This window comes from Nocardioides imazamoxiresistens (assembly GCF_032378595.1).
GTDB classification, from domain to species: Bacteria; Actinomycetota; Actinomycetes; order Propionibacteriales; family Nocardioidaceae; genus Nocardioides; species Nocardioides imazamoxiresistens.
On sequence record NZ_JAVYII010000006.1, the window covers coordinates 167,795 to 189,943 of the forward strand.

Here is a 22,149-nt window from a genome sequence, read left to right on the forward strand (position 1 = left end):
AGGACGGAGACAACAGAGCCATGACCATCGAACGCAACGTCAAGGGCCTGCTGGGCACGAAGCTCGGCATGACCCAGACCTGGGACGAGAACAACCGCATCGTCCCCGTGACCGTGATCGCCGCCGCGACCAACGTCGTCGCGGGCGTCCGCACCCCGGACGTCGACGGCTACAACGCGATCCAGGTCGGATTCGGCGAGATCGAGGCCCGCAAGGTCACGAAGCCGCAGGCCGGCCAGTTCGCGAAGGCCGGCGTGACGCCGCGCCGCCACGTCGTCGAGATCCGCACGGCCGACGCCGGCACCTACACGCCGGGCCAGGAGCTCGCCGTGGCCGACGTCTTCGCCGCGGGCGACGAGATCGACGTGACGGGCACCAGCAAGGGCAAGGGCTTCGCCGGAACCATGAAGCGTCACGGCTTCTCCGGCGTGGGCGCTTCGCACGGTGCGCACCGCAACCACCGCAAGCCCGGCTCCATCGGCGCCTGCGCCACGCCGGGTCGTGTCTTCAAGGGCACGCGGATGGCCGGTCGCATGGGTGGCGCCACCGTCACCACGCAGAACGTCACGGTCCACGCCGTGGACGCCGAGAAGGGCCTCGTCCTCCTCAAGGGTGCCGTCCCCGGCCCCAAGGGCAGCGTCGTCGTGCTCCGCTCGGCCGCCAAGAAGGAGGCCAGCAAGTGAGCGACGTCAAGAAGGTCGCCGTCGACTTCCCCGCCGAGGTGTTCGGCGTCGAGGTCAACGTCCCGCTGATCCACCAGGTCGTCGTGGCCCAGCAGGCCGCGGCCCGCCAGGGGACGCACTCGACCAAGACGCGCGCGGAGGTGCGCGGCGGTGGTCGCAAGCCCTACAAGCAGAAGGGCACCGGCCGCGCCCGCCAGGGCTCGACCCGCGCGCCGCAGTTCGTCGGCGGTGGCACGGTCCACGGCCCGACGCCGCGCAGCTACGACCAGCGCACGCCCAAGAAGATGAAGGCCGCCGCCCTGCGCGGTGCCCTCTCGGACCGGGCCGCCAACGGCCGCATCCACGTCGTGGAGAGCCTCGTCACCGGCGACGCGCCGTCGACCAAGGCCGCCAAGGCCGCGCTCGCGTCGCTCTCCGACCGTCGCCGGATCCTCGTCGTCGTCGGCCGCGAGGACACCACCACGTGGCTGTCCCTGCGCAACCTGCCCGCCGTGCACATCGTGGCGGAGGACCAGCTCAACACCTACGACGTCATCGTCTCCGACGACGTCGTCTTCACGGCCGAGGCGTACGACCTGTTCGTCGCCCGCACGGCCGGCACCAAGGAGGAGTCGAAGTGAGCGCCCTGAACAAGGACCCGCGCGACATCCTGCTCGCGCCGGTCGTCTCCGAGAAGAGCTACGGCCTGCTCGACGCGAACAAGTACACGTTCCTCGTGCACCCGGACGCGAACAAGACCGAGATCAAGATCGCGGTCCAGAAGGTCTTCGGCGTGAAGGTGACCTCGGTCAACACCCTGAACCGCCCGGGCAAGACGCGTCGCACGCGGTACGGCATCGGCAAGCGCAAGAGCACCAAGCGCGCGATCGTGAGCCTCGCCGAGGGTGACTCCATCGACATCTTCGGAGGCCCGGTCTCCTGACCGGACCCTCCCGAGACAAGGACTGACTATGGCTATCCGTAAGTACAAGCCGACCACGCCCGGTCGTCGTGGCGCCTCGGTCGCCGACTTCGTCGAGGTCACCCGCACCACGCCGGAGAAGTCGCTGACGCGCCCGCTGCCCAAGAAGGGCGGCCGCAACAACCAGGGCCGGATCACCACCCGGCACCAGGGCGGCGGTCACAAGCGTGCGTACCGCATCATCGACTTCCGTCGCTACGACAAGGACGGCGTGCCGGCGAAGGTCGCTCACATCGAGTACGACCCCAACCGCACCGCGCGCATCGCGCTGCTCCACTACCTGGACGGCGAGAAGCGCTACATCGTGGCGCCCAAGGGCCTCACGCAGGGCATCGTCGTCGAGTCGGGTCCGAACTCGGACATCAAGACCGGCAACAACCTGCCCCTGCGCAACATCCCCGTCGGCACGACGATCCACTGCATCGAGCTCCGCCCCGGCGGCGGTGCGAAGATCGCGCGCTCGGCCGGCAACTCGGCCCAGCTCGTCGCCAAGGAGGGTTCGCGCGCCACGCTGCGCCTGCCCTCCGGCGAGATGCGCTTCGTCGACGTGCGCTGCCGCGCCACGGTCGGCGAGGTCGGCAACGCCGAGCAGTCGAACATCAACTGGGGCAAGGCCGGCCGCATGCGCTGGAAGGGCAAGCGCCCGACCGTCCGTGGTGTCGTCATGAACCCGGTCGACCACCCGCACGGTGGTGGTGAGGGCAAGACCTCCGGTGGTCGCCACCCGGTCTCGCCCTGGGGCAAGCCCGAGGGCCGCACGCGCAAGCGCAAGGCCAGCGACGCCCAGATCATCCGTCGCCGCAAGTCCGGCAAGAAGCGCTGAGCGCGGACAAGTCGATAGGGAAGTAACGAGATGCCTCGCAGCCTGAAGAAGGGCCCCTTCGTCGACGACCACCTTCAGAAGAAGGTGGACGTCGAGAACGAGAAGGGCACCCACAACGTCATCAAGACGTGGTCGCGCCGCTCGATGATCGTGCCGGACATGATCGGTCACACGATCGCCGTGCACGACGGGCGCAAGCACGTCCCTGTGTTCGTGACCGACTCGATGGTCGGCCACAAGCTGGGCGAGTTCGCCCCGACCCGCACCTACCGCGGGCACGTCAAGGAAGACCGGAAGGGGCGTCGTCGATGAGCACCACCGAGCGTCGGCGCACCAGCGCCCGCCGGGACACGATCCTCGGCGACCAGCCGGGTGCCTTCGCCAGCGCCCGTTTCGTCCGCATCACGCCGCTGAAGGCGCGCCGGGTCGTCGACCTGGTCCGTGGCCTCCCGGTCGCCGAGGCGCAGGCCGTCCTGGCCTTCGCGCCCCAGGCCGCCTCGGAGACCGTGGCCAAGGTCCTGGCCTCGGCCGTCGCGAACGCCGAGACCACGGAGGGCCTCAAGGCCGCCGACCTGGTCATCTCGGTCGCCCTCGTCGACGAGGGTCCGACGATGAAGCGTTGGCGTCCGCGTGCCCAGGGTCGGGCCACGCGCATCAACAAGCGCACGAGCCACATCACCCTCGCCGTTCAGCCCGCTGACGCGGTGGCCGGCACGAAGAAGAAGGGACGGTCTGCCTGATGGGTCAGAAGATCAACCCGAACGGCTTCCGCCTCGGCGTCTCGACCGACCACCGGAGCCGTTGGTACGCCGACAAGCTCTACAAGTCGTACGTCGGCGAGGACGTCGCGATCCGCAAGCTGCTCAGCAAGGGCATGGAGCGCGCCGGCATCTCCAAGGTCGAGATCGAGCGCACCCGCGACCGCGTCCGCGTGGACATCCACACCGCGCGTCCGGGCATCGTCATCGGCCGCCGTGGCGCCGAGGCCGACCGCATCCGCGGCGAGCTCGAGAAGCTCACGGGCAAGCAGGTGCAGCTGAACATCCTCGAGGTCAAGAACCCCGAGATCGACGCGCAGCTGGTCGCCCAGGGCGTCGCCGAGCAGCTCAGCGGTCGCGTGCAGTTCCGTCGCGCGATGAAGAAGGCCATCCAGACCTCGATGCGTTCCGGTGCCAAGGGCATCCGGATCCAGTGCTCCGGCCGCCTCAACGGCGCCGAGATGTCGCGCACCGAGTTCTACCGCGAGGGTCGCGTCCCGCTGCACACGCTGCGGGCCGACATCGACTACGGCTTCTACGAGGCGCGCACGACCTTCGGCCGCATCGGCGTGAAGGTCTGGATCTACAAGGGCGAGGTCGCGGGCACCCGCGCCGAGCGTGAGGCGCAGGCTGCGGCCCGTGCCGGTGCGCCCGGCCGTGGCGGCCGTCCGTCGCGTGGTGGGGACCGTCCGGGCCGTGGCTCGCGCGGCGACCGTCCGACGCGCTCGGGCCGCGACAACGCCGCCGCCGAGGGCACCGAGGCTCCGGCCTCGGCTCCCGCCGAGACCGCTGCCGCGCCGGCAGCTACGGAGGGCTGAATCCCATGCTGATGCCCCGTCGTGTCAAGCACCGCAAGCAGCACCACCCGAAGCGTCGGGGTGTTGCCAAGGGCGGGACGTCGCTGAACTTCGGCGACTTCGGTATCCAGGCGGTCGAGGGTCACTACGTGACCAACCGCCAGATCGAGTCGGCGCGTATCGCGATGACCCGTCACATCAAGCGTGGCGGCAAGGTGTGGATCAACATCTACCCCGACCGCCCGCTCACCAAGAAGCCGGCCGAGACCCGCATGGGTTCCGGCAAGGGCTCGCCCGAGTGGTGGGTCGCCAACGTGAAGGCCGGCCGTGTCATGTTCGAGCTCTCCGGTGTTTCTGAGGAGGTCGCTCGCGAGGCCATGCGTCGCGCGATGCACAAGCTCCCGATGAAGTGCCGCTTCGTGACCCGCGAGGCAGGTGAATTCTGATGGCGAAGGTCAGCAAGGCCTACGAGCTCGAGGAGCTCAACGGCAGCGAGCTCACCGAGAAGCTGCGTGAGGCGAAGGAGGAGCTGTTCAACCTCCGCTTCCAGGCGGCGACCGGCCAGCTCGAGAACAACAGCCGTCTGCGGACGGTCAAGAAGGACATCGCCCGGATCTACACCGTGCTGCGCGAGCGTGAGCTCGGGATCCGCACGGCTCCGGACAACGACGAGATCACGAAGGACGGCGCCGCATGAGCACCGAGACCGAGAACACCGCGCCCGCGCGTGGCGCTCGCAAGGTGCGCGAGGGCATCGTCGTCAGCGACAAGATGGACAAGACCGTCGTGGTCGCCGTCGAGGACCGTGTGAAGCACGCCCTCTACGGCAAGGTCCTGCGTCGCACGAGCAAGCTCAAGGCTCACGACGAGCCCAACGCGTGCGGCACCGGCGACCGGGTCCTCATCATGGAGACCCGCCCGCTGTCCGCCACCAAGCGCTGGCGCGTCGTGGAGATCCTCGAGAAGGCCAAGTGACCTCTCGCCTCCCGGCGAAACCAGAACCCCACCAGTTCGGCCAGGCTCCCTCTCCGCGTGAGCGGGAGAACCGGCACGACAACCAGGAGAGAAGATGATCCAGCAGGAGTCGCGACTCAAGGTCGCCGACAACACGGGTGCCAAGGAGATCCTCTGCATCCGTGTGCTCGGCGGCTCGGGTCGGCGCTACGCCGGAATCGGCGACGTCATCGTCGCCACCGTCAAGGACGCGATCCCCGGCGGCAACGTCAAGAAGGGTGACGTCGTCAAGGCCGTCGTCGTGCGCACCGTCAAGGAGCGCCGCCGCCCGGACGGCTCGTACATCCGCTTCGACGAGAACGCAGCGGTGATCCTCAAGAACGACGGCGAGCCCCGTGGCACGCGCATCTTCGGCCCCGTGGGCCGCGAGCTGCGCGAGAAGAAGTTCATGAAGATCATCTCGCTGGCGCCGGAGGTGCTCTGAACCATGGCGAAGCTGAAGATCAAGAAGGGCGACACCGTCAAGGTGATCGCCGGCAAGGACAAGGGTGCCCAGGGCAAGGTCATCCGCGTCCTCCGCGAGGAGGAGCGCGTGATCGTCGAGGGTGTCAACCGCGTCAAGAAGCACACCAAGGCCGCGCCGCAGGGCGGCGACGCCACCGGCGGCATCATCACGACCGAGGCCCCGATCCACGTCTCGAACGTGATGCTGGTCGACGGTGACGGCGTGACCCGCGTGGGCTTCAAGCGCGTCGAGGTGACGAAGCGCCGGGCCGACGGCTCGGAGTACGCCGCGCAGCGCAGCGTCCGCGTCTCGCGCACGACCGGCGAGGAGATCTGAGATGACCGAGACCACCGTTGAGGTTCCGAAGCCGCGCCTGAAGGCGCGCTACCGCGAGGAGATCCTCCCCGCGCTCAAGAGCGAGTTCGAGATCGCCAACGTCATGCAGGTGCCCGGCCTGACCAAGATCGTGGTCAACATGGGTGTCGGCGAGGCCGCTCGCGACTCGAAGCTGATCGAGGGCGCGATCCGCGACCTCACCGCGATCACCGGCCAGAAGCCGCAGGTCACGAAGGCCCGCAAGTCCATCGCGCAGTTCAAGCTGCGCGAGGGCATGCCGATCGGCGCGCACGTCACGCTGCGCGGCGACCGGATGTGGGAGTTCCTGGACCGTCTGCTGTCGCTCGCGCTCCCGCGCATCCGCGACTTCCGCGGCCTCTCGCCGAAGCAGTTCGACGGCCGGGGCAACTACACCTTCGGTCTGACCGAGCAGGTCATGTTCCACGAGATCGACCAGGACAAGGTCGACCGCTCGCGCGGCATGGACATCACGGTCGTCACGACCGCGACGAACGACGAGCAGGGTCGCGCGCTGCTGAAGCAGCTCGGCTTCCCCTTCAAGGAGAACTGACATGGCGAAGACGTCGCTGAAGGTCAAGGCCGCCCGCAAGCCCAAGTTCGCGGTCCGCGGCTACACGCGCTGCCAGCGCTGCGGCCGGCCCAAGGCCGTCTACCGGAAGTTCGGCCTGTGCCGGATCTGCCTGCGCGAGATGGCGCACCGGGGCGAGCTGCCCGGCGTGACCAAGTCCAGCTGGTGACCTGCGCCTCCGGCGCACCACTCGCTCCCACCTCTGTTCAAGCACGAGTCGCTGTAGGTCGCCCCGCGCACGCGGTGCGAAACCACGGTGGAGAAAGGCCTTGTGGCCATGACGATGACTGACCCGATCGCAGACATGCTCACGCGTCTGCGCAACGCCAACCAGGCGTACCACGACTCCGTGGAGATGCCGTACAGCAAGATCAAGGCGGGCCTGGCCGAGATCCTCAAGCAGGAGGGCTACGTGACCTCCTTCGAGGTCGCGGACAACGTCGACCCGAAGACGGGCGAGCCCGCCGTCGGCAAGACCCTCACGGTCACGCTGAAGTACGGCCGCAACCGCGAGCGTTCGATCGCCGGCGTCCGCCGGATCAGCAAGCCGGGCCTGCGGGTCTACGCCAAGCACACCAACCTGCCGCGCGTCCTCGGCGGCCTGGGCGTCGCGATCATCTCGACGAGCCAGGGCCTGCTGACCGACCGCCAGGCGAACCAGAAGGGCGTGGGTGGGGAAGTCCTCGCCTACGTCTGGTGACGAGAGACCGAGAGAGGAGAGACGAAGCATGTCGCGCATTGGCAAGCTCCCCATCACGGTACCGTCGGGTGTGGACGTCGCGATCGACGCCCAGCTGGTGACGGTCAAGGGCCCCAAGGGCACCCTGACCCACAACGTGGCCGCCCCGATCACCGTCGAGAAGTCGGACGGTGTCCTGGAGGTCAAGCGTCCGGACGACGAGCGTGAGAGCCGCTCGCTCCACGGCCTGACCCGGACCCTGGTCGCCAACATGGTGACCGGCGTGACCGACGGCTACGAGAAGAAGCTCGAGATCGTCGGCGTCGGCTACCGCGTGCTCAGCAAGGGCCCGACGCAGCTCGAGTTCCAGCTCGGCTACAGCCACTCGATCACGTTCGACGCCCCCGAGGGCATCACGTTCACGGTCGAGGGCCCCACGAAGCTGGGCGTGCAGGGGATCGACAAGCAGCTGGTCGGTGAGACCGCCGCGAAGATCCGCAAGCTCCGCAAGCCCGAGCCCTACAAGGGCAAGGGTGTCCGTTACGCCGGCGAGCAGGTCCGCCGCAAGGTCGGAAAGGCTGGTAAGTGACGATGGCCATCTCGCTGAAGCACAACAAGCACACCGCCGCGCGGGTCAAGTCCCGTCTGCGCCGCCAGGTCCGGGGTCGCAAGCGCGTCGCCGGCACGGCGGAGCGTCCGCGGCTGGTCGTCACCCGCAGCGCGAAGCACATCACCGTGCAGGTCGTGGACGACGTGGTCGGCAAGACCCTCGTCTCGGCGTCCTCGCTCGAGGCGGAGCTGCGCTCCCTCGAGGGCGACAAGACGGCCAAGGCGAAGCGGGTCGGCGAGCTCGTCGCCGAGCGCGCCAAGTCGAACGGTGTCGACGCGGTCGTCTTCGACCGCGCCGGCAACAAGTACCACGGTCGCGTCGCGGCCCTCGCGGACGGTGCCCGCGAGGGTGGCCTGACCTTCTGATCGCGAAGACAAGCCAGAGAGAGAAGAGGAAAGTCTCATGAGCGGACCCCAGCGCGGACGCGCCGGCGGCGAGCGCCAGGGCGGAGACCGTCGCGGCCGCGACGATCGCCGTGGTGGCGGCGCCGACAAGACCGCCTACATCGAGCGAGTCGTCGCGATCAACCGTGTCGCCAAGGTCGTGAAGGGTGGTCGTCGCTTCAGCTTCACGGCCCTCGTCGTGGTCGGTGACGGCGACGGCATGGTCGGTGTCGGCTACGGCAAGGCCAAGGAGGTGCCCGCGGCGATCGCGAAGGGCGTCGAGGAGGCGAAGAAGGCCTTCTTCCGCGTCCCCCGCATCCAGGGCACCATCCCGCACCCGGTCCAGGGCGAGAAGGCGGCTGGCGTCGTCTTCCTGCGCCCGGCGGCCCCCGGTACCGGTGTCATCGCCGGTGGCCCGGTGCGCGCCGTTCTCGAGTGCGCCGGCATCCACGACGTCCTGAGCAAGTCGCTCGGCTCGTCCAACCAGATCAACATCGTGCACGCGACGGTCGAGGCCCTGCGTCTGCTCGAGGAGCCGGACGCCGTGGCGGCTCGCCGCGGCCTGCCGGTCGAGGACGTCGCCCCGGCGGCGCTGCTCAAGGCCCGCGCCGAGGCGCCGGCCACCGCTGGGGTGACGCAGTGATGGCGCGCCTCAAGGTGGAGCAGAAGAAGTCGGGCATCGGCCAGAAGCAGAACCAGCGCGACACCCTTCGTTCGCTGGGCCTGAAGCGGATCGGTGACGTCGTCGTCAAGGACGACCGTCCCGAGATCCGCGGCATGGTCAACACCGTCCGTCACCTCGTGACCGTCGAGGAGGTCGACTGACATGACGCTCAAGATCCACAACCTGCGTCCGGCCAAGGGCGCCAAGACCGCGAAGACCCGTGTCGGTCGCGGTGAGGCGTCGAAGGGCAAGACCGCGGGCCGCGGTACCAAGGGTACGAAGGCTCGCTACCAGGTTCCGGTGGCGTTCGAGGGTGGGCAGATGCCGATCCACATGCGCCTCCCGAAGCTCAAGGGCTTCCGGAACCCGTTCAAGGTCGAGTTCCAGGTCGTGAACCTGGACCGCCTGGGCGCGCTCTTCCCCGAGGGCGGCACGGTCACCGTGGCCGACCTCGTCGCCAAGGGCGCCGTGCGCAAGAACGAGCCGGTCAAGGTCCTCGGCACGGGCGAGATCTCGGTCGCGGTCCAGGTGACCGCGAACGCGTTCTCGGCCTCCGCCAAGGAGAAGATCGAGGCGGCCGGCGGCAGCATCGCCGTCGCCGGCGCGTGACCGTACGCCACTGACGCGAGGGTGGTGCCGAGCCCCTGGGGCACGGCACCACCCTTTCGTCGTCCCACCAACCTGACTGCAACGAACCCGCTGTTAGGCTCTGGCCCGGCTCTCGGACAGAGGGCTCGCAGGGCCGTGTGCCGCAGAAGAAAGAGGATCTCGTGCTGGGCGCCTTCGCCAACGCTTTCCGGACTCCGGATCTGCGGCGCAAGCTGCTGTTCGTGATGTTCGTCGTCGTGCTGTTCCGCGCGGGCTCGCAGGTCCCGGCCCCGGGCGTCCACGTCGACAACGTGCAGTCCTGCATCAGCCAGATCGAGGGCCAGGGTCTCTACTCCCTGATCAACCTCTTCTCCGGCGGGGCGCTGCTGCAGCTCACGATCTTCGCGCTCGGGATCATGCCGTACATCACCGCGAGCATCATCCTGCAGCTGCTGGTGGTCGTGATCCCGCGGCTGGAGGCCCTCAAGAAGGAGGGCCAGTCCGGCCAGGCGAAGATCACGCAGTACACGCGCTACCTCACCCTCGCGCTCGCCGTGCTCCAGGCGACGGGCATCGTCGCCCTGGCCCGCAGCCGTCAGCTGCTCCAGGGCTGTGACGTGCCCCTGCTGCACAACGAGGACAGCCGCCTCACCTTCCTGGTCATGGTCGTCACGATGACGGCCGGCACCGCGGTCATCATGTGGCTCGGCGAGCTCATCACCGACCGCGGCATCGGTAACGGCATGTCGATCCTCATCTTCTGCCAGGTCGTCGCGACCTTCCCGGGCGCGCTGTGGAACGTGCGCACCACCCAGGGCTGGGGCACCTTCGCCATCGTGATGGTGGTGGGTCTCGCGCTGGTCGCGGGCGTCATCTTCATCGAGCAGGCCCAGCGCCGCATCCCGGTGCAGTACGCCCGCCGCATGGTCGGCCGGCGGATGTTCGGCGGCAGCTCCACCTACATCCCGCTCAAGGTCAACCAGGCCGGCATCATCCCCGTCATCTTCGCCAGCTCGCTGCTGTACCTGCCGGCGATGGCGGCGCAGTTCAACGCGACGTCGGACGCGGGCTGGGTGGCGTGGATCAACGAGCACTTCGTGCAGGGTGACCACCCGCTGTACATGGCGACCTACTTCGCCCTCATCATCTTCTTCACGTACTTCTACGTCTCCATCACCTTCAACCCGAAGGAGGTGGCGGACAACATGAAGAAGTACGGCGGCTTCATCCCCGGGATCCGGGCCGGGAAGCCGACCGAGGACTACCTGTCCTACGTCCTGTCCCGCATCACGCTGCCGGGTGCTCTCTACCTCGGTCTGATCTCCCTCGTGCCGCTCATCGCGTTCGCCCTCATCGGGGCGAGCCAGAACTTCCCGTTCGGCGGCACGTCGATCCTCATCATGGTCGGCGTCGCTCTCGACACGGTGAAGCAGGTCGAGTCGCAGCTCCAGCAGCGCAACTACGAAGGATTCCTCCGCTGATGCGACTTCTCATCATGGGTCCCCCCGGGGCCGGCAAGGGCACGCAGGCCACGGCGATCGGCACGCGCTACGGCATCCCCGCGATCTCGACCGGCGACATCTTCCGCGCCAACGTCTCCCAGGGCACGCCCCTGGGTCTCGAGGCGAAGTCGTACATGGACGCGGGCGACTACGTCCCCGACTCGGTCACCAACAACATGGTGCGCGACCGGCTCGGGCAGGCCGACGCGGCCGACGGGTTCCTCCTGGACGGCTACCCGCGCACGCTCGCGCAGGTCGACGAGCTGGACGACATCCTCGCCGGGCTGGGCGAGTCGCTGGACCGCGTGCTGGTGCTGACCGCCGACCAGGACGAGCTCGTGGCACGCCTGGTGCGTCGTGCGCAGACCGACGGACGCAGCGACGACACCGAAGAGGTGATCCGTCACCGCCAGGAGGTCTACGCCGAGCAGACGGCGCCCCTGATCGAGGTCTACGCCGAGCGCGGGCTGCTGGTCAGCGTCGACGGTGTCGGCGAGGTCGGCGAGGTCGGGCAGCGCATCGCCGCCGCGCTCGACGGCGTCAGCGCCTGACGGTCGACCCGTGGCACTGCTGCGACGTGGTGTCGAGCTCAAGACGCCGGGCCAGCTCGACGCGATGCGTCGGGCCGGTCTGGTCGTCGGACGCACGCTCGCTGCGCTGAGCGACACGGTGCGCCCGGGGATGACGACGGCCGCGCTGGACGCGGTCGCGGAGGAGCTGATCCGCGCCGACGGCGCGACGCCGTCGTTCCTGGGCTACCAGGGCTTCCCGGCCTCGACCTGCATCTCGGTGAACGACGAGGTCGTGCACGGGATCCCCGGTCCGCGGGTGCTGGGCGAGGGCGACGTCGTCTCGATCGACTGCGGCGCGATCGTCGACGGCTACCACGGCGACGCGGCCGTCACGGTGACGCTGGGAGAGGTACGCCGGGAGGTCGCCGAGCTGCTGCGGGTCACCGAGGACGCCCTGTGGGCGGGCATCGGGGCCGCCCGCCTGGGCGGTCGGATCGGCGACGTCTCGCACGCGGTGGAGTCGCACGTGCGCGGGGCCGGTGCGTACGGGATCGTCGAGGACTTCACCGGTCACGGCATCGGCACGGCGATGCACCAGCCGCCGGACGTGCCCAACCTGGGACGGCCCGGCAAGGGGCTGCGCATCACGGAGGGTCTCGCGATCGCCATCGAGCCGATGGTCGTGCTCGGGGACCAGGCCAACGACACGCTGGACGACGACTGGACCGTCGTGACGCGCGACGGCTCGACGGCCGCGCACTTCGAGCACACCGTGACGGTGACGCCGGACGGCGTGTGGGTGCTGACGGCGCTCGACGGCGGACGCGACCGCCTCGAGCGCGCCGGCATCGCCTACGGCGGACGCTAGGTCGGTGCGGGAAGGTCGTGCCCGCCGCCTTCGTCGTCCCGACTAGGCTCGGACGCGACGCGACCAGGACGAAGCAGGAGGCACGAGGACGATGGGGATCACGCTCCAGAAGGGCGGCAACGTCTCGCTCGCGAAGGCGGCCGGGGCGCCGCTGACGAAGCTGAGCATCGGCCTCGGCTGGGACGTCCGCAGCACCACGGGCGCGGACTTCGACCTCGACGCCTCGGCCCTGCTGCTGGGGGCGAGCGGCAAGGTGCTGAGCGACCAGCACTTCGTCTTCTACAACAACCTGACCTCGCCCGACGGCTCGGTGACGCACACCGGGGACAACCTGACGGGCGAGGGCGACGGCGACGACGAGAGCATCGAGGTGGACCTGACCCAGGTGCCCGCCGACGTGCAGCGCATCGTGTTCCCGGTCTCGATCCACGACGCCGACACGCGTGGCCAGAACTTCGGGCAGGTGACGAACGCGTTCATCCGCGTCGTCGACGCGGTGCGCAGCAGCGAGGTGGCGCGCTTCGACCTGACCGAGGACGCCAGCACGGAGACCGCCATGGTCTTCGGCGAGCTCTACCTGCGCGACGGCGACTGGAAGTTCCGCGCGGTCGGCCAGGGCTACGCCTCGGGCCTGCTGGGCATCGTCCAGGACTTCGGGGTGAACGCGAGCTGAGCACGATCCGCCGGAGCCCGGGGAGCGGGCACCGATGAGCTCGTCGTGGCCGGATCGCCGACGTCGCGGCGGGGGACCGAGCGCGCTCGAGCGCGCACAGGAGGCGCGGGGCCTGCTGCAGGAGCAGTTCTTCCGCGTCGACCAGCTGCAGCGCGACGTCGGGGGCACGGTGGCCTCCTACGCGGCGATGCTGCCGGACCGTGCCCGCTCGACCGGCGTGGTGCCGGGGTGGAAGCGGCTCGACGACCGCGCCCACGCCGCCGTCGGGGACTACCTCGCGCTCCTCGACCAGCACGACCCCGTCGAGGAGCTGGACCCCTACCGCGTCCACGCCGCCACCACGGCGTTCGAGCAGGGCACGGCCCCGCTGCGCGGGCTCGCCGACGAGATGGAGCGGTTCGTCGACTCCTACGGCGCCGAGCTCGGCAGGCTCGCGGAGGTCCGGGCCACCGTCGAGCGGAGGGTGGCCGCCGCGCAGGCCGCGGTGGCGGCCGCGGAGCAGGCCTGGCACGCGATGCACGACGCCGGCGTCGACGTGCCGGAGGCCGACGCGTCGCTGGCTCGTGCCCGCGTCGCGGTGCGCAAGCTGGTCGAGATCGCCGACCGCCTGGGTCCCGACGCCGTCGAGGAGCCCGCCGGGGTCGTCGAGCGGCTCGCCGGCCAGGCGCGGACCCTGGCGACGGAGGTCCCGCAGCGGCTGGCGACCCTCGCCACCCGGATCCCGTCGCTCGGCACCCGCATCGACGCGGTCTCGACGCGCGCGGAGCGGACCGGCGAGTTCATGTCGGGCCTGCGCCGCGAGTTCTCCTTCGCCAGCTGGAAGGACCTGGCGGACGCCGAGGACGAGCTGGATGCCCACGTCGCCACGGCCCGCGAGTCGCTGGACCGGCTGCGTCGGCTGCACGCCGACGGGGAGACGACCGCCGCGCTGACCGAGCTCACCAACGTCGAGGACGCCGTGAAGGCCGCCTCGGACCTCGTCGACGCGCCCCGCCACCGCCTCGAACGGCTCCGCCAGGTCAAGAGCGACCCGCAGCAGCTCTTCGAGCGCGCCCGGTTCGCGCTGCGCGACACCAGGTTGCTCCTACGACGGGGCTCGCCGCAGCCGTGGGGCGGGCGGCTGGACGCGCTCGCGCACGAGCTCGTGGCCCTGGAGGGCCTGCTCGACGCACCACACCCGGACTACTGGCAGCTGGTCACGCGGATGGACCGGCTGCACGCCGGCGTCGACGCGCTGGTCGCCGACTTCCGGGCCTCCCAGCGTCGCTGAGGCGACGATCCGGGGCGCGGGCCCGGCCGCCTCAGACGTGGGGCGCGATCGCGGGCAGCAGGTCGCGGAAGGTGCGGCCGTGGGCCACGGCACCGATGGCCGTCATCGACCAGCCCGACGTCATCCGGGTCACCTTGGCCATCACCTGGGCGGTGTGCGTGCCCGACGCGGAGAGGTCGTAGCGCGCCAGCTCCTCGCCGGTGGTCTCGTCGACCAGGCGGCAGAACGCGTTCTCGATCTGCGAGAAGTCCTGGCCGGTGAAGGAGTTGACCACGAAGACCATGGTCGTGACCTGCGCCGGCAGCGCGGCCAGGTCGACGCGGATGGACTCGTCGTCACCGTCACCCGCGCCGGTGCGGTTGTCGCCCGTGTGGACGACCGACCCGTCCTTGCTGCGCAGCTGCTGGAACCACACCTGGTCGACCACGCCGCCGCGCCCGTCGTAGAGCACCGCCGTGGCGTCGAGGTCGATCTCGGCCTGCTTCGAGCGGAACAGGCCGCGCCGGGTCACCGCGTCCCAGCCCAGCCCCATCCGCACGACCGTCAGGCTGCCGCCCCCGCTCTTCTCGAGGGAGACCGTCTGACCCTTCTGCAACGAGATCACCATGCCCGCCAGCCTAGCCAGGAGGACGGCGCCCGAACCCCAGGTGAACGCTGGTTCTGCGGCGCCTCGGGTTGTGGCTCGGGTCGTATCCTTCCCACGCGCCGCGGGGGGACCGCGGAGCGGGGAGGGAAGGAGGTCGTCGTGCGGCACTTCGCCCACCTCGACGCGGACCTGAGGGAGCGGCTCTTCAGCCAGCAGCCCGAGGAGTTCGACCGCACCAGCGACCGCGAGCTGCTCGCGGTCGCGCTCGGTGCGACGCTCTACACGCCGGGCACCCGGCCGACCATCGAGCGCGACCTGGTCAAGGCCGCGGGGCGCGGGGTCGTCTGCTCCGTGCTGTGCCTGGAGGACGCGATCGCCGACGTCGACGTCGACTTCGCCGAGAAGAACCTCGCGCACCAGCTCGGGATCCTGTTCGAGTCCGGCCAGCCGCACCCGCTCGTCTTCGTGCGCGTGCGACGCCCCGAGCAGGTGGCGCGCCTCGTCGACGCCCTCGGGCCGCTGGCGGACCAGCTGGACGGCGTGGTGGTGCCGAAGTTCACCGCCGCCTCCTCGGCCTACCTCGACGCGGTGGCGGACGCCTCCCGGCGCACCGGCGGTCGGCTGTGGGTGATGCCGGTCATCGAGTCGCCCGAGGTGTTCGCCCTCGAGACCCGTCTGGAGACCCTGCTCGGCGCCCGGGAGCTCCTCGCGCGGCACCCCGCCGAGGTCCTCGCGGTGCGGATCGGCGCGACCGACCTGTCGTCCATGCTGGGGCTGCGGCGACCGCCCGACGTGACGGCGTACGACGTCGCGCCGCTGGCGTCCGTGATCGGCGACATCGTCAACGTCCTGGGTCGGCGCGACGGCACCGGCCACGTCGTCACGGGCCCGGTGTGGGAGCACTTCGACAACGGCGAGCGGATGTTCAAGCCGCAGCTGCGCGAGACCCCGTTCACCGCCCGCGCCGAGCGCGTCCTGCGGCGCAGCCTGATCAGCCGCGGGCTGGACGGTCTGATCCGGGAGATCGCCCTCGACCAGGCCAACGGCCTGACCGGCAAGACGGTCATCCACCCCACCCACGTGGCTGCCGTGCACGCGCTGAGCGTCGTGACCCAGGAGGACCACGCCGACGCCCTGGACATCGCTCGGGCGCAGCGGGGCGGGGGAGTGGCGGCCTCGCGCTACGGCAACAAGATGAACGAGGCGGCTCCGCACACCGCCTGGGCGCGGGCGACCCTCCTGCGGGCCCGCGCGTTCGGGGTCGCCGCCGAGGACGTCTCCTTCGTGGACCTGCTCGAGGCGAGCGTGCGCCTGTGAGCGCCACCGACGCCGGCGCGGGCTGGGACGGCACCTGGGTCGCGGAGCACCTCGGGGTCCGCGTCCTCGACGGCGGCGGTCCGGTCCCGCTGCCCTCGCTGGTCGGTATGGCCCTGCGGATCAACCCCCGGCGCCCGCACCTGCTGGTCTCCACCGTGCTGGCCAAGCACGTGCCCACCGACCCCCGCCTCGTGCGGGCGGCCGGCGCCCTGCTGGGGCTCGAGACCGCCGCGCGCCTCGGGCGTCTCGACCCCGACCTGCTCGAGGCCCCGCGGGCCCTGCTTGCCGCAGGAGCCGGGGCCGACCTGGCCGCCCTCGACGAGACGGTGGTCGCGCTGTCGGCCCGGGTCGGCGCCGGCGAGGGCCTGGTGCTGGGGTACGCGGAGACGGCCACCGCCCTCGGACACCTCGTCGCCCGCGCGCTGCGGCTGCCGTCGTTGCACTCGACGCGGCGTCGGGTGCGGGGCGCGACGTCGCACCTCGAGTTCGACGAGTCGCACTCCCACGCGACCCGGCACCTCGTCGTGCCGGCTGACGCCGCGTTGCTGCGCTCCGGTGGCCCGGCGGTCCTCGTGGACGACGAGCTGACCACCGGGCGCACGGCTCTCGCGACGATCCGGGCGCTGCACGCGGTGGCGCCCCGCGAGGCGTACGTCGTGGCGGCGCTCGTCGACGCCCGGCGGGCCGAGGACCGCGAGCAGATCGCCGCGGTCGCCGCCGAGCTCGGCGTGAGCATCGACGTCGTGGCGCTGGCCTCGGGCAGCGTCGAGCTGCCCGAGGAGCTGCCGCAGATCGCCGCACCGGAGCCGCTGACCCTGGGCACGGCGACGCGGGGCACGCCGACCGCGGTCGCCGGCGTGCCCGTCCCCGACCCGGGTGACGCCTGGCCGGTCGGCGTGCGCGAGTCGGCGCGCCACGGCTTCGGTCCCGAGGACGACGTCGCGGCCTCCGCTGCGGCCGCCCGGGTGGCGACCGACGTGCGCGACGCGCTCGCCGAGCGGGGGGTCCCCGCCGACGGCGAGGTGCTGGTGCTCGGCACGGAGGAGCTGATGTACGCACCGCTGCTCGTGGCCGACGCGCTGCGACGGGCGGGGGTGGGGGCGTACTTCTCGACCACCACCCGCAGCCCCGTGCAGGTGCGCGACGTCGAGGGCTACGCGGTGCGCTCCGGCGTGCGGTTCGTGGCGCACGACCGCGACGCGGACGGCTACGGCGAGGCCGACCGGTTCGCCTACAACGTCGCTGCCCGGCCCTGGGCCGCCGTGGTCGTCGTGCTCGACCGACCCGCCGCCACCGCCGCCACCCGGGGCCACGACGGCCTGCTGGCCGCGCTGGCGCCCCACGCCCCGGTCGTGCTGCCCGTCGTCCTGCCGGTCGTCACCCCCGGCCCCGGCCCGCTGCACGGGCCCGAGTTCGGGTCCTACGCCGCGGACGAGGTGGGCTGGCTGCTCCAGGACCTCTCGCACGTCGCTCTCGAGGGCGGCCGGGAGGAACGCGAGCGGGCCATCCAGTCGGGAGCGGCCCACTACGCGGAGTCCCTGCCGACCGAGTACCGGCCCGACGACGCCTACCGCGACCTGTACGCCGAGCAGCTCGCCGGCGTGGCCGACCGGGTCGGTGCCGCCGTCGTGACGGTCAGCGAGCTGAGCCGGCGGGTGCGGGGCCGCGACGACCTGGTGCTCGTCTCGCTCGCCCGCGCGGGCACCCCGATCGGGATCCTGATGCGCCGGTGGGCCCGGCGGCACGGCTGGGACTGGCCGCACCACGCGGTCAGCATCGTGCGCGACCGCGGTCTCGACCTCACCGCGCTGCGCTGGATCGCCGACCGCTACGACCCCCGGCGGGTGCTGGTCGTCGACGGCTGGACCGGCAAGGGCGCCATCGCCCGCGAGCTGGCGGCGGCCGTCGCCGACGCGAACGACGTGCTGCGGCTCGGGGAGGAGGGGTTCGCCCCGGACCTCGCGGTCCTCGCCGACCCGGGGGAGTGCGTCGAGCTGTTCGGCACCCGCGACGACTTCCTGATCCCGTCGGCCTGCCTCAACAGCACGGTCTCGGGCCTGGTCTCGCGCACCGTGCTCAACGCCGAGCTGGTGGGTCCCGACGACTTCCACGGCGCCAAGTTCTACGCGGAGCTGGCCGCCGAGGACGTCTCGGTGGCGTACCTCGACGCCGTCGAGTCGACGTTCGCCGACGTCGAGTCCGCCGGGGTCGCCGAGGCCGCGCGGCTGCAGGCGGCGGACCGCACGCCGACCTGGTCCGGCTGGGCGGCCGCCGAGAAGCTGCAGGCCGACCACGGCCTGCCCAGCGTCAACCTCGTCAAGCCCGGCGTCGGCGAGACCACGCGCGTGCTGCTGCGCCGGGTGCCGTGGCGCGTCGTCGTCCGCCCCGGGCGCGAGGCCGACCTGCGACACGTGCGGCTGCTCGCCGCCGACCGCGGCGTGCCCGTCGTCGAGGTGCCCGACCTCCCCTACAGCTGTGTGGGGATCATCCGCCCGACCGAGCAGGACGGTTCGTGACCACGCTCTTCGCCTCCGACCTCGACCGCACGCTGATCTACTCGGCCGGCGCGCTGCAGCTGGGCCGTCCCGTCGCCGAACCGGTGCTCGTCGAGGTGTACGACGGCCAGCCGACCAGCTTCGCCGACCCGGCCGCGCTCGCGGCGCTGCGACCGCTGGCCGACCACGTCGCCTTCGTGCCGACCACGACGCGCACCCGCGCCCAGTACGAGCGCATCCAGCTGGCGGGCGTACGCGTCGAGCACGCGGTGACCACCAACGGCGCCGTGCTGCTCGTCGACGGCGAGCCGTGCGGCGACTGGGCGGCCGAGACGGTGGTGCGGATGCGCGCGGGGGAGTCGTACGCCGACGTGCGGCGTGCGGCGGAGGGCCTGTGGCGCCATCCCTGGGTGCTCAAGGTGCGCGACGCCGAGGGGGTCTTCTTCTACGCGGTCGTGGACCCGGCGCTCACGCCGCAGGGCTGGTACGACGAGGTCGCCGGCGTCGCCGCGTGGGGCGGCTGGCAGGTGTCGGTGCAGGGACGCAAGGTGTACCTGATCCCCCCGGGGGTGACGAAGGAGGCCGCGGTCGCGGAGGTCGCACGCCGGGTCGGCGCCGAGCGGGTGGCGGCGGCCGGCGACTCGCTGCTCGACCGCGGCATGCTCGTCGAGGCCGACCTCGCGCTGCGGCCCTCCCACGGCGAGCTGCACGAGGAGGGCTGGTCGGTGCCCGGCCTGCACGTGACCCGCGAGTCGGGGGGACCGGCCGCCACCGAGATCGTCGAGACCGTCGCGAGGTGGTCGGCCGCGGGCGCCGCCGTGTGGTCTACGGTTGCGTCCGACATCGGCCCCTGAGACCAGGGTGCTTCCGGCGATCAGAGGGGACTGATCTCGTGACGGGTCCGGACCAGCAGGGACCGACGCTGCGGCTGGGGATCGGCGGTCGGTCGCAGTCCTTCGGGCCGGGCACCACCGTGACGATCGGCCGCGACCAGGCGTCGACCTTCGCCCTCTCGCACGGGGACGTCTCCCGACGCCACGCCGAGATCTACTTCGACGCCGGCGCGTGGTGGCTCGCCGACCTCGGCAGCACGAACGGCACGCTCGTCGACGGTCAGCGGGTCGGCACCCTGCCGCTGGCCCCCGGCCAGTCGCTGCAGGTGATGGTCGGCGGCAACCGCGGCGTCGCGATGCAGCTCGAGGTGGGCGCCACGGCCGGCTCGCCGGCCGGCGGCCCTCCGTCCCCTGCGGCGCCTCCGCCGCCCCCGGCGTACCGGGGTGCGCCCGCCGGCCCGCCCACCAGCCCACCCACCGGCCCTCCCGCCGGCCCACCCACCGGCCCACCGCGCCCGGCCGGCCCGCCGACGGGCCCGCCCGTCGCCGGCCCCGGCCGCCCCCCGGCGGGACCCCCGCAGCCGGGGCCGGCTCCGCTCGGCTACGAACCCACCATGGCGGGTGGCCCCGCCGGCCCGATGTCGGCCCACCAGACGCCGCCCGGCCAGATGGGCCACGGACAGCCGCTGCTGCCCGGCAACCTGCGGATGGGCCAGACGATCGTCCTGGGCCGCAACCAGGCGTGCGACGTCGTCATCGACGACCCGCTGATGTCGCGGCGCCACGCGGCCATCGAGCTGGGCCCGACGGTCGTGCTGCGTGACCTGGGCAGCTTCAACGGCACGTTCGTCAACGGCCAGCGGCTGCAGGGCGCCGTGCCCCTGCGCCCCGGCGACGAGGTGATCCTGGGCAACGGGACGTTCACGTGGACCGGCGACCAGCTGGTCGCCCGCAACACGCGCTCCGACCTGACCCTCGTCGTGGAGAACCTGACCACCGTCGTCAAGGGCGGCCGCCGGCTCATCGACGGGCTCTCGCTCGAGCTCGGGCCCGCGTCGCTGACCGCCGTGATCGGCCCGTCGGGCTCCGGCAAGTCGACGACGCTCGGCGCGCTGACCGGCACGAAGCCGGCGACCTACGGCAACGTGATCTGGCAGGGCCACGACCTCTACACGCACTACGACCAGCTGCGCCACCAGATCGGCCTGGTGCCGCAGCAGGACATCCAGCACCCGCAGCTGACGGTGCGCCAGGGCCTGTCGTACGCCGCGCGCCTGCGCCTGCCCCCCGACACGACCAAGGCGGAGCGCGACCAGCGCGTCAACCAGGTCGTGGCGCAGATGCAGCTGCAGCGCCAGGTCGACAACCGGATCGGCACGCAGCTGTCCGGCGGGCAGAAGAAGCGCGTCTCGATCGCGACCGAGCTGCTGACCGCCCCGCCCCTGCTCTTCCTGGACGAGCCCACCTCGGGCCTCGACCCGGGCCTCGACCGCGACGTCATGCACCAGCTGCGCGGCCTCGCCGACGAGGGTCGCGTGGTGGTCGTGGTGACCCACTCGGTGCTGGCCCTCGACGTGTGCGACAACGTGCTCGTGCTGGCGCCGGGCGGTCGGGTGGCCTACTTCGGTCCTCCGAGCGGCGTGCTGCGCCACTTCGGGTGCACCGACTACCCGCAGGTCTTCGACCTCCTCGACGACCCCGACCTGTGGCGCCGCATCCCGCCGCCGCCTCCGGGGCGCACCCACACGGGCGCCCAGCCCGTGCTCGCGAACGCCCCGCTGCCGTCGCCGCCGCGCCAGTCGTTCGGCCTGCAGTTCGCGACGCTGGTCAAGCGCACGCTGGCGGTGGTCGCCTCCGACAAGATGCTGCTGGCGATGCTGCTGCTCACGCCACCGCTGATCGGGGCGCTGAGCCGGCTCGCGGTCGGCGACGCGGGCTTCGGGCTGAGCTCGACGCTCGACGAGAACTCGCAGCGCTACGACCCCAGCGAGGTGACGCAGCGGTTGACGGTGCTGATCGTCGCCTCCGCCCTGATCGGGGCGGTGATGACGATCTGGGCGCTGGTCAACGAGAAGGCGGTCTTCCAACGCGAGTACGCGGTGGGGCTCTCGCCGGGCACGTACCTCGTCAGCAAGGTGTCCGTCTACGGCGTGCTCTGCTTCTTCCAGGGCGTGGTGGTCGCCTTCGTGGGCACGGTCGGCCTCGACGGCCCGGACGACGGCGGCGTCTTCGGGCTCGGCTGGTTCGAGATCGCGCTCGCGGTCGGCGCGACCTGCGCCTCCGTCGCGATCCTCGGTCTCGCCCTGTCCGGTCTGCTCTCGAGCTCGGAGCAGGGCATGCCCGCGGTGATCGGCGTGGTGATGACCCAGCTGGTGTTCTCGGGCGCGATCATCGCGGTCAACGGGCGCGCGGTGCTCGAGCAGCTGTCGTGGCTGGCCCCGGCGCGCTGGGGGTACGCGGCGGCCGCGTCCTCGGTCGACCTCAACCGGGCCCAGGAGACCGGCGACGGCACGCTGCTGGAGAGCGGGGAGCGCGACGTGCTCTACACGTCGGCCGCCGACCAGTTCGTGCTCGACCTCGCGGTGCTGGGCGGGCTCACGCTCGTCTTCGTCCTGCTGGGCTACCTGACCGTCCGACGCAGCTCGCGCGCGGGCTGATCTGCGGGTCTGCAGCGCCGCGACGGGAACGAACGGGGCCCGGCGCGCGTTGGGTAGGTCGAGAGCCCGTACGATTTCCCATCCACGGACTCCGCCGCCGCAAGCG

Annotated in this window: 30 protein-coding genes; 29 read left to right on the forward strand and 1 reads right to left on the reverse strand. The window is 71.4% G+C overall.

From position 1 onward, the window contains the following. Positions 1–20 precede the first annotated feature (20 nt). The 25 genes from rplC to RDV89_RS14690 all read left to right on the forward strand — a co-directional run bounded on the left by rplC (position 21) and on the right by RDV89_RS14690 (position 14,155). Positions 21–683 (forward strand): 50S ribosomal protein L3, encoded by a 663-nt coding sequence (gene rplC / locus RDV89_RS14570; protein ID WP_315733941.1) that lies wholly within the window; start codon positions 21–23, stop codon positions 681–683. After that, entirely contained in the window at positions 680–1,303 is a 624-nt protein-coding gene (gene rplD, locus RDV89_RS14575; RefSeq protein ID WP_315733943.1) for a 50S ribosomal protein L4, read from the forward strand. The genes rplC and rplD overlap by 4 nt, the downstream gene beginning before the upstream one ends. Further along, positions 1,300–1,605, forward strand: coding sequence for a 50S ribosomal protein L23 (gene rplW / locus RDV89_RS14580; RefSeq protein ID WP_315733944.1), 306 nt, complete (start codon positions 1,300–1,302; stop codon positions 1,603–1,605). The genes rplD and rplW overlap by 4 nt, the downstream gene beginning before the upstream one ends. 28 nt (positions 1,606–1,633) lie before the next feature. Beyond that, positions 1,634–2,467: a 50S ribosomal protein L2 gene (gene rplB, locus RDV89_RS14585; RefSeq protein WP_315733946.1), complete on the forward strand. Its 834-nt coding sequence runs from the start codon at positions 1,634–1,636 to the stop codon at positions 2,465–2,467. 30 nt (positions 2,468–2,497) lie between these two features. Next, positions 2,498–2,779, forward strand: coding sequence for a 30S ribosomal protein S19 (rpsS, locus tag RDV89_RS14590; RefSeq protein ID WP_315733948.1), 282 nt, complete (start codon positions 2,498–2,500; stop codon positions 2,777–2,779). After that, positions 2,776–3,207: a 50S ribosomal protein L22 gene (gene rplV / locus RDV89_RS14595; protein WP_315733950.1), complete on the forward strand. Its 432-nt coding sequence runs from the start codon at positions 2,776–2,778 to the stop codon at positions 3,205–3,207. Before rpsS ends, rplV begins: the two co-directional genes overlap by 4 nt. Further along, entirely contained in the window at positions 3,207–4,043 is an 837-nt protein-coding gene (gene rpsC, locus RDV89_RS14600) for a 30S ribosomal protein S3 (RefSeq protein WP_315733951.1), read from the forward strand. Before rplV ends, rpsC begins: the two co-directional genes overlap by 1 nt. Before the next feature lie 5 nt (positions 4,044–4,048). Further along, positions 4,049–4,468 carry a 50S ribosomal protein L16 gene (gene rplP, locus RDV89_RS14605; RefSeq protein ID WP_315733953.1) on the forward strand — a complete coding sequence of 140 codons (420 nt, stop codon included), beginning with the start codon at positions 4,049–4,051 and terminating at the stop codon, positions 4,466–4,468. Beyond that, on the forward strand, positions 4,468–4,719 hold the full coding sequence (rpmC, locus tag RDV89_RS14610) for a 50S ribosomal protein L29 (RefSeq protein WP_315733955.1): 252 nt from the start codon (positions 4,468–4,470) through the stop codon (positions 4,717–4,719). Before rplP ends, rpmC begins: the two co-directional genes overlap by 1 nt. Beyond that, positions 4,716–4,997, forward strand: coding sequence for a 30S ribosomal protein S17 (rpsQ, locus tag RDV89_RS14615; RefSeq protein ID WP_315733957.1), 282 nt, complete (start codon positions 4,716–4,718; stop codon positions 4,995–4,997). Before rpmC ends, rpsQ begins: the two co-directional genes overlap by 4 nt. 94 nt (positions 4,998–5,091) lie before the next feature. Next, on the forward strand, positions 5,092–5,460 hold the full coding sequence (gene rplN, locus RDV89_RS14620; protein WP_011757324.1) for a 50S ribosomal protein L14: 369 nt from the start codon (positions 5,092–5,094) through the stop codon (positions 5,458–5,460). Between the two features lie 3 nt (positions 5,461–5,463). Then, positions 5,464–5,817 carry a 50S ribosomal protein L24 gene (gene rplX / locus RDV89_RS14625; RefSeq protein WP_315733973.1) on the forward strand — a complete coding sequence of 118 codons (354 nt, stop codon included), beginning with the start codon at positions 5,464–5,466 and terminating at the stop codon, positions 5,815–5,817. A gap of 1 nt (position 5,818) precedes the next feature. After that, the gene (gene rplE, locus RDV89_RS14630) at positions 5,819–6,388 is read left to right on the forward strand and encodes a 50S ribosomal protein L5 (protein WP_315733975.1); all 570 of its coding nucleotides are present in this window, start codon (positions 5,819–5,821) and stop codon (positions 6,386–6,388) included. 1 nt (position 6,389) lies between these two features. Next, the gene (locus RDV89_RS14635) at positions 6,390–6,575 is read left to right on the forward strand and encodes a type Z 30S ribosomal protein S14 (protein WP_010831721.1); all 186 of its coding nucleotides are present in this window, start codon (positions 6,390–6,392) and stop codon (positions 6,573–6,575) included. 108 nt (positions 6,576–6,683) lie between these two features. Next, complete coding sequence (rpsH, locus tag RDV89_RS14640) at positions 6,684–7,106, forward strand: 30S ribosomal protein S8 (protein ID WP_315733981.1); 423 nt, start codon at positions 6,684–6,686, stop codon at positions 7,104–7,106. 28 nt (positions 7,107–7,134) lie between these two features. After that, positions 7,135–7,674 carry a 50S ribosomal protein L6 gene (gene rplF, locus RDV89_RS14645; protein ID WP_315733983.1) on the forward strand — a complete coding sequence of 180 codons (540 nt, stop codon included), beginning with the start codon at positions 7,135–7,137 and terminating at the stop codon, positions 7,672–7,674. A 2-nt stretch (positions 7,675–7,676) separates the two neighbouring features. Beyond that, positions 7,677–8,060, forward strand: coding sequence for a 50S ribosomal protein L18 (gene rplR / locus RDV89_RS14650; protein ID WP_315733984.1), 384 nt, complete (start codon positions 7,677–7,679; stop codon positions 8,058–8,060). 37 nt (positions 8,061–8,097) lie between these two features. Next, complete coding sequence (rpsE, locus tag RDV89_RS14655; protein WP_315733986.1) at positions 8,098–8,721, forward strand: 30S ribosomal protein S5; 624 nt, start codon at positions 8,098–8,100, stop codon at positions 8,719–8,721. Next, complete coding sequence (gene rpmD, locus RDV89_RS14660) at positions 8,721–8,903, forward strand: 50S ribosomal protein L30 (protein ID WP_315733988.1); 183 nt, start codon at positions 8,721–8,723, stop codon at positions 8,901–8,903. Before rpsE ends, rpmD begins: the two co-directional genes overlap by 1 nt. Position 8,904: 1 nt before the next feature. Continuing rightward, positions 8,905–9,351 (forward strand): 50S ribosomal protein L15, encoded by a 447-nt coding sequence (rplO, locus tag RDV89_RS14665; RefSeq protein ID WP_315733990.1) that lies wholly within the window; start codon positions 8,905–8,907, stop codon positions 9,349–9,351. Positions 9,352–9,512: 161 nt separating this feature from the next. Beyond that, on the forward strand, positions 9,513–10,811 hold the full coding sequence (gene secY, locus RDV89_RS14670; protein ID WP_315734258.1) for a preprotein translocase subunit SecY: 1,299 nt from the start codon (positions 9,513–9,515) through the stop codon (positions 10,809–10,811). Further along, on the forward strand, positions 10,811–11,383 hold the full coding sequence (locus RDV89_RS14675; RefSeq protein WP_315733992.1) for an adenylate kinase: 573 nt from the start codon (positions 10,811–10,813) through the stop codon (positions 11,381–11,383). The genes secY and RDV89_RS14675 overlap by 1 nt, the downstream gene beginning before the upstream one ends. A 10-nt stretch (positions 11,384–11,393) precedes the next feature. After that, entirely contained in the window at positions 11,394–12,212 is an 819-nt protein-coding gene (map, locus tag RDV89_RS14680) for a type I methionyl aminopeptidase (protein WP_315733994.1), read from the forward strand. A gap of 91 nt (positions 12,213–12,303) precedes the next feature. Continuing rightward, a complete protein-coding gene (locus tag RDV89_RS14685; protein WP_315733996.1) occupies positions 12,304–12,885 on the forward strand; it encodes a TerD family protein in 582 nt (193 codons plus the stop codon). A 34-nt stretch (positions 12,886–12,919) separates the two neighbouring features. Continuing rightward, complete coding sequence (locus RDV89_RS14690) at positions 12,920–14,155, forward strand: hypothetical protein (protein ID WP_315733997.1); 1,236 nt, start codon at positions 12,920–12,922, stop codon at positions 14,153–14,155. A 31-nt stretch (positions 14,156–14,186) separates the two neighbouring features. Here RDV89_RS14690 and RDV89_RS14695 read toward each other — a convergent pair whose 3' ends face one another. Further along, positions 14,187–14,762, reverse strand: coding sequence for a TerD family protein (locus tag RDV89_RS14695; protein WP_315733999.1), 576 nt, complete (start codon positions 14,760–14,762; stop codon positions 14,187–14,189). Positions 14,763–14,900: 138 nt separating this feature from the next. Here RDV89_RS14695 and RDV89_RS14700 point away from each other — a divergent pair, with 138 nt between their 5' ends. Genes RDV89_RS14700 through RDV89_RS14715 form a run of 4 tightly spaced genes read left to right on the forward strand, consistent with a single transcriptional unit; the run spans position 14,901 to position 22,043 of the window. Then, positions 14,901–16,058 (forward strand): HpcH/HpaI aldolase/citrate lyase family protein, encoded by a 1,158-nt coding sequence (locus tag RDV89_RS14700; RefSeq protein WP_315734001.1) that lies wholly within the window; start codon positions 14,901–14,903, stop codon positions 16,056–16,058. Then, positions 16,055–18,574, forward strand: coding sequence for a phosphoribosyltransferase (locus RDV89_RS14705; protein WP_315734003.1), 2,520 nt, complete (start codon positions 16,055–16,057; stop codon positions 18,572–18,574). Before RDV89_RS14700 ends, RDV89_RS14705 begins: the two co-directional genes overlap by 4 nt. Further along, positions 18,571–19,407: an HAD family hydrolase gene (locus tag RDV89_RS14710; RefSeq protein WP_315734005.1), complete on the forward strand. Its 837-nt coding sequence runs from the start codon at positions 18,571–18,573 to the stop codon at positions 19,405–19,407. The genes RDV89_RS14705 and RDV89_RS14710 overlap by 4 nt, the downstream gene beginning before the upstream one ends. A 38-nt stretch (positions 19,408–19,445) precedes the next feature. After that, on the forward strand, positions 19,446–22,043 hold the full coding sequence (locus tag RDV89_RS14715; protein WP_315734007.1) for an FHA domain-containing protein: 2,598 nt from the start codon (positions 19,446–19,448) through the stop codon (positions 22,041–22,043). Positions 22,044–22,149: the final 106 nt, after the last annotated feature.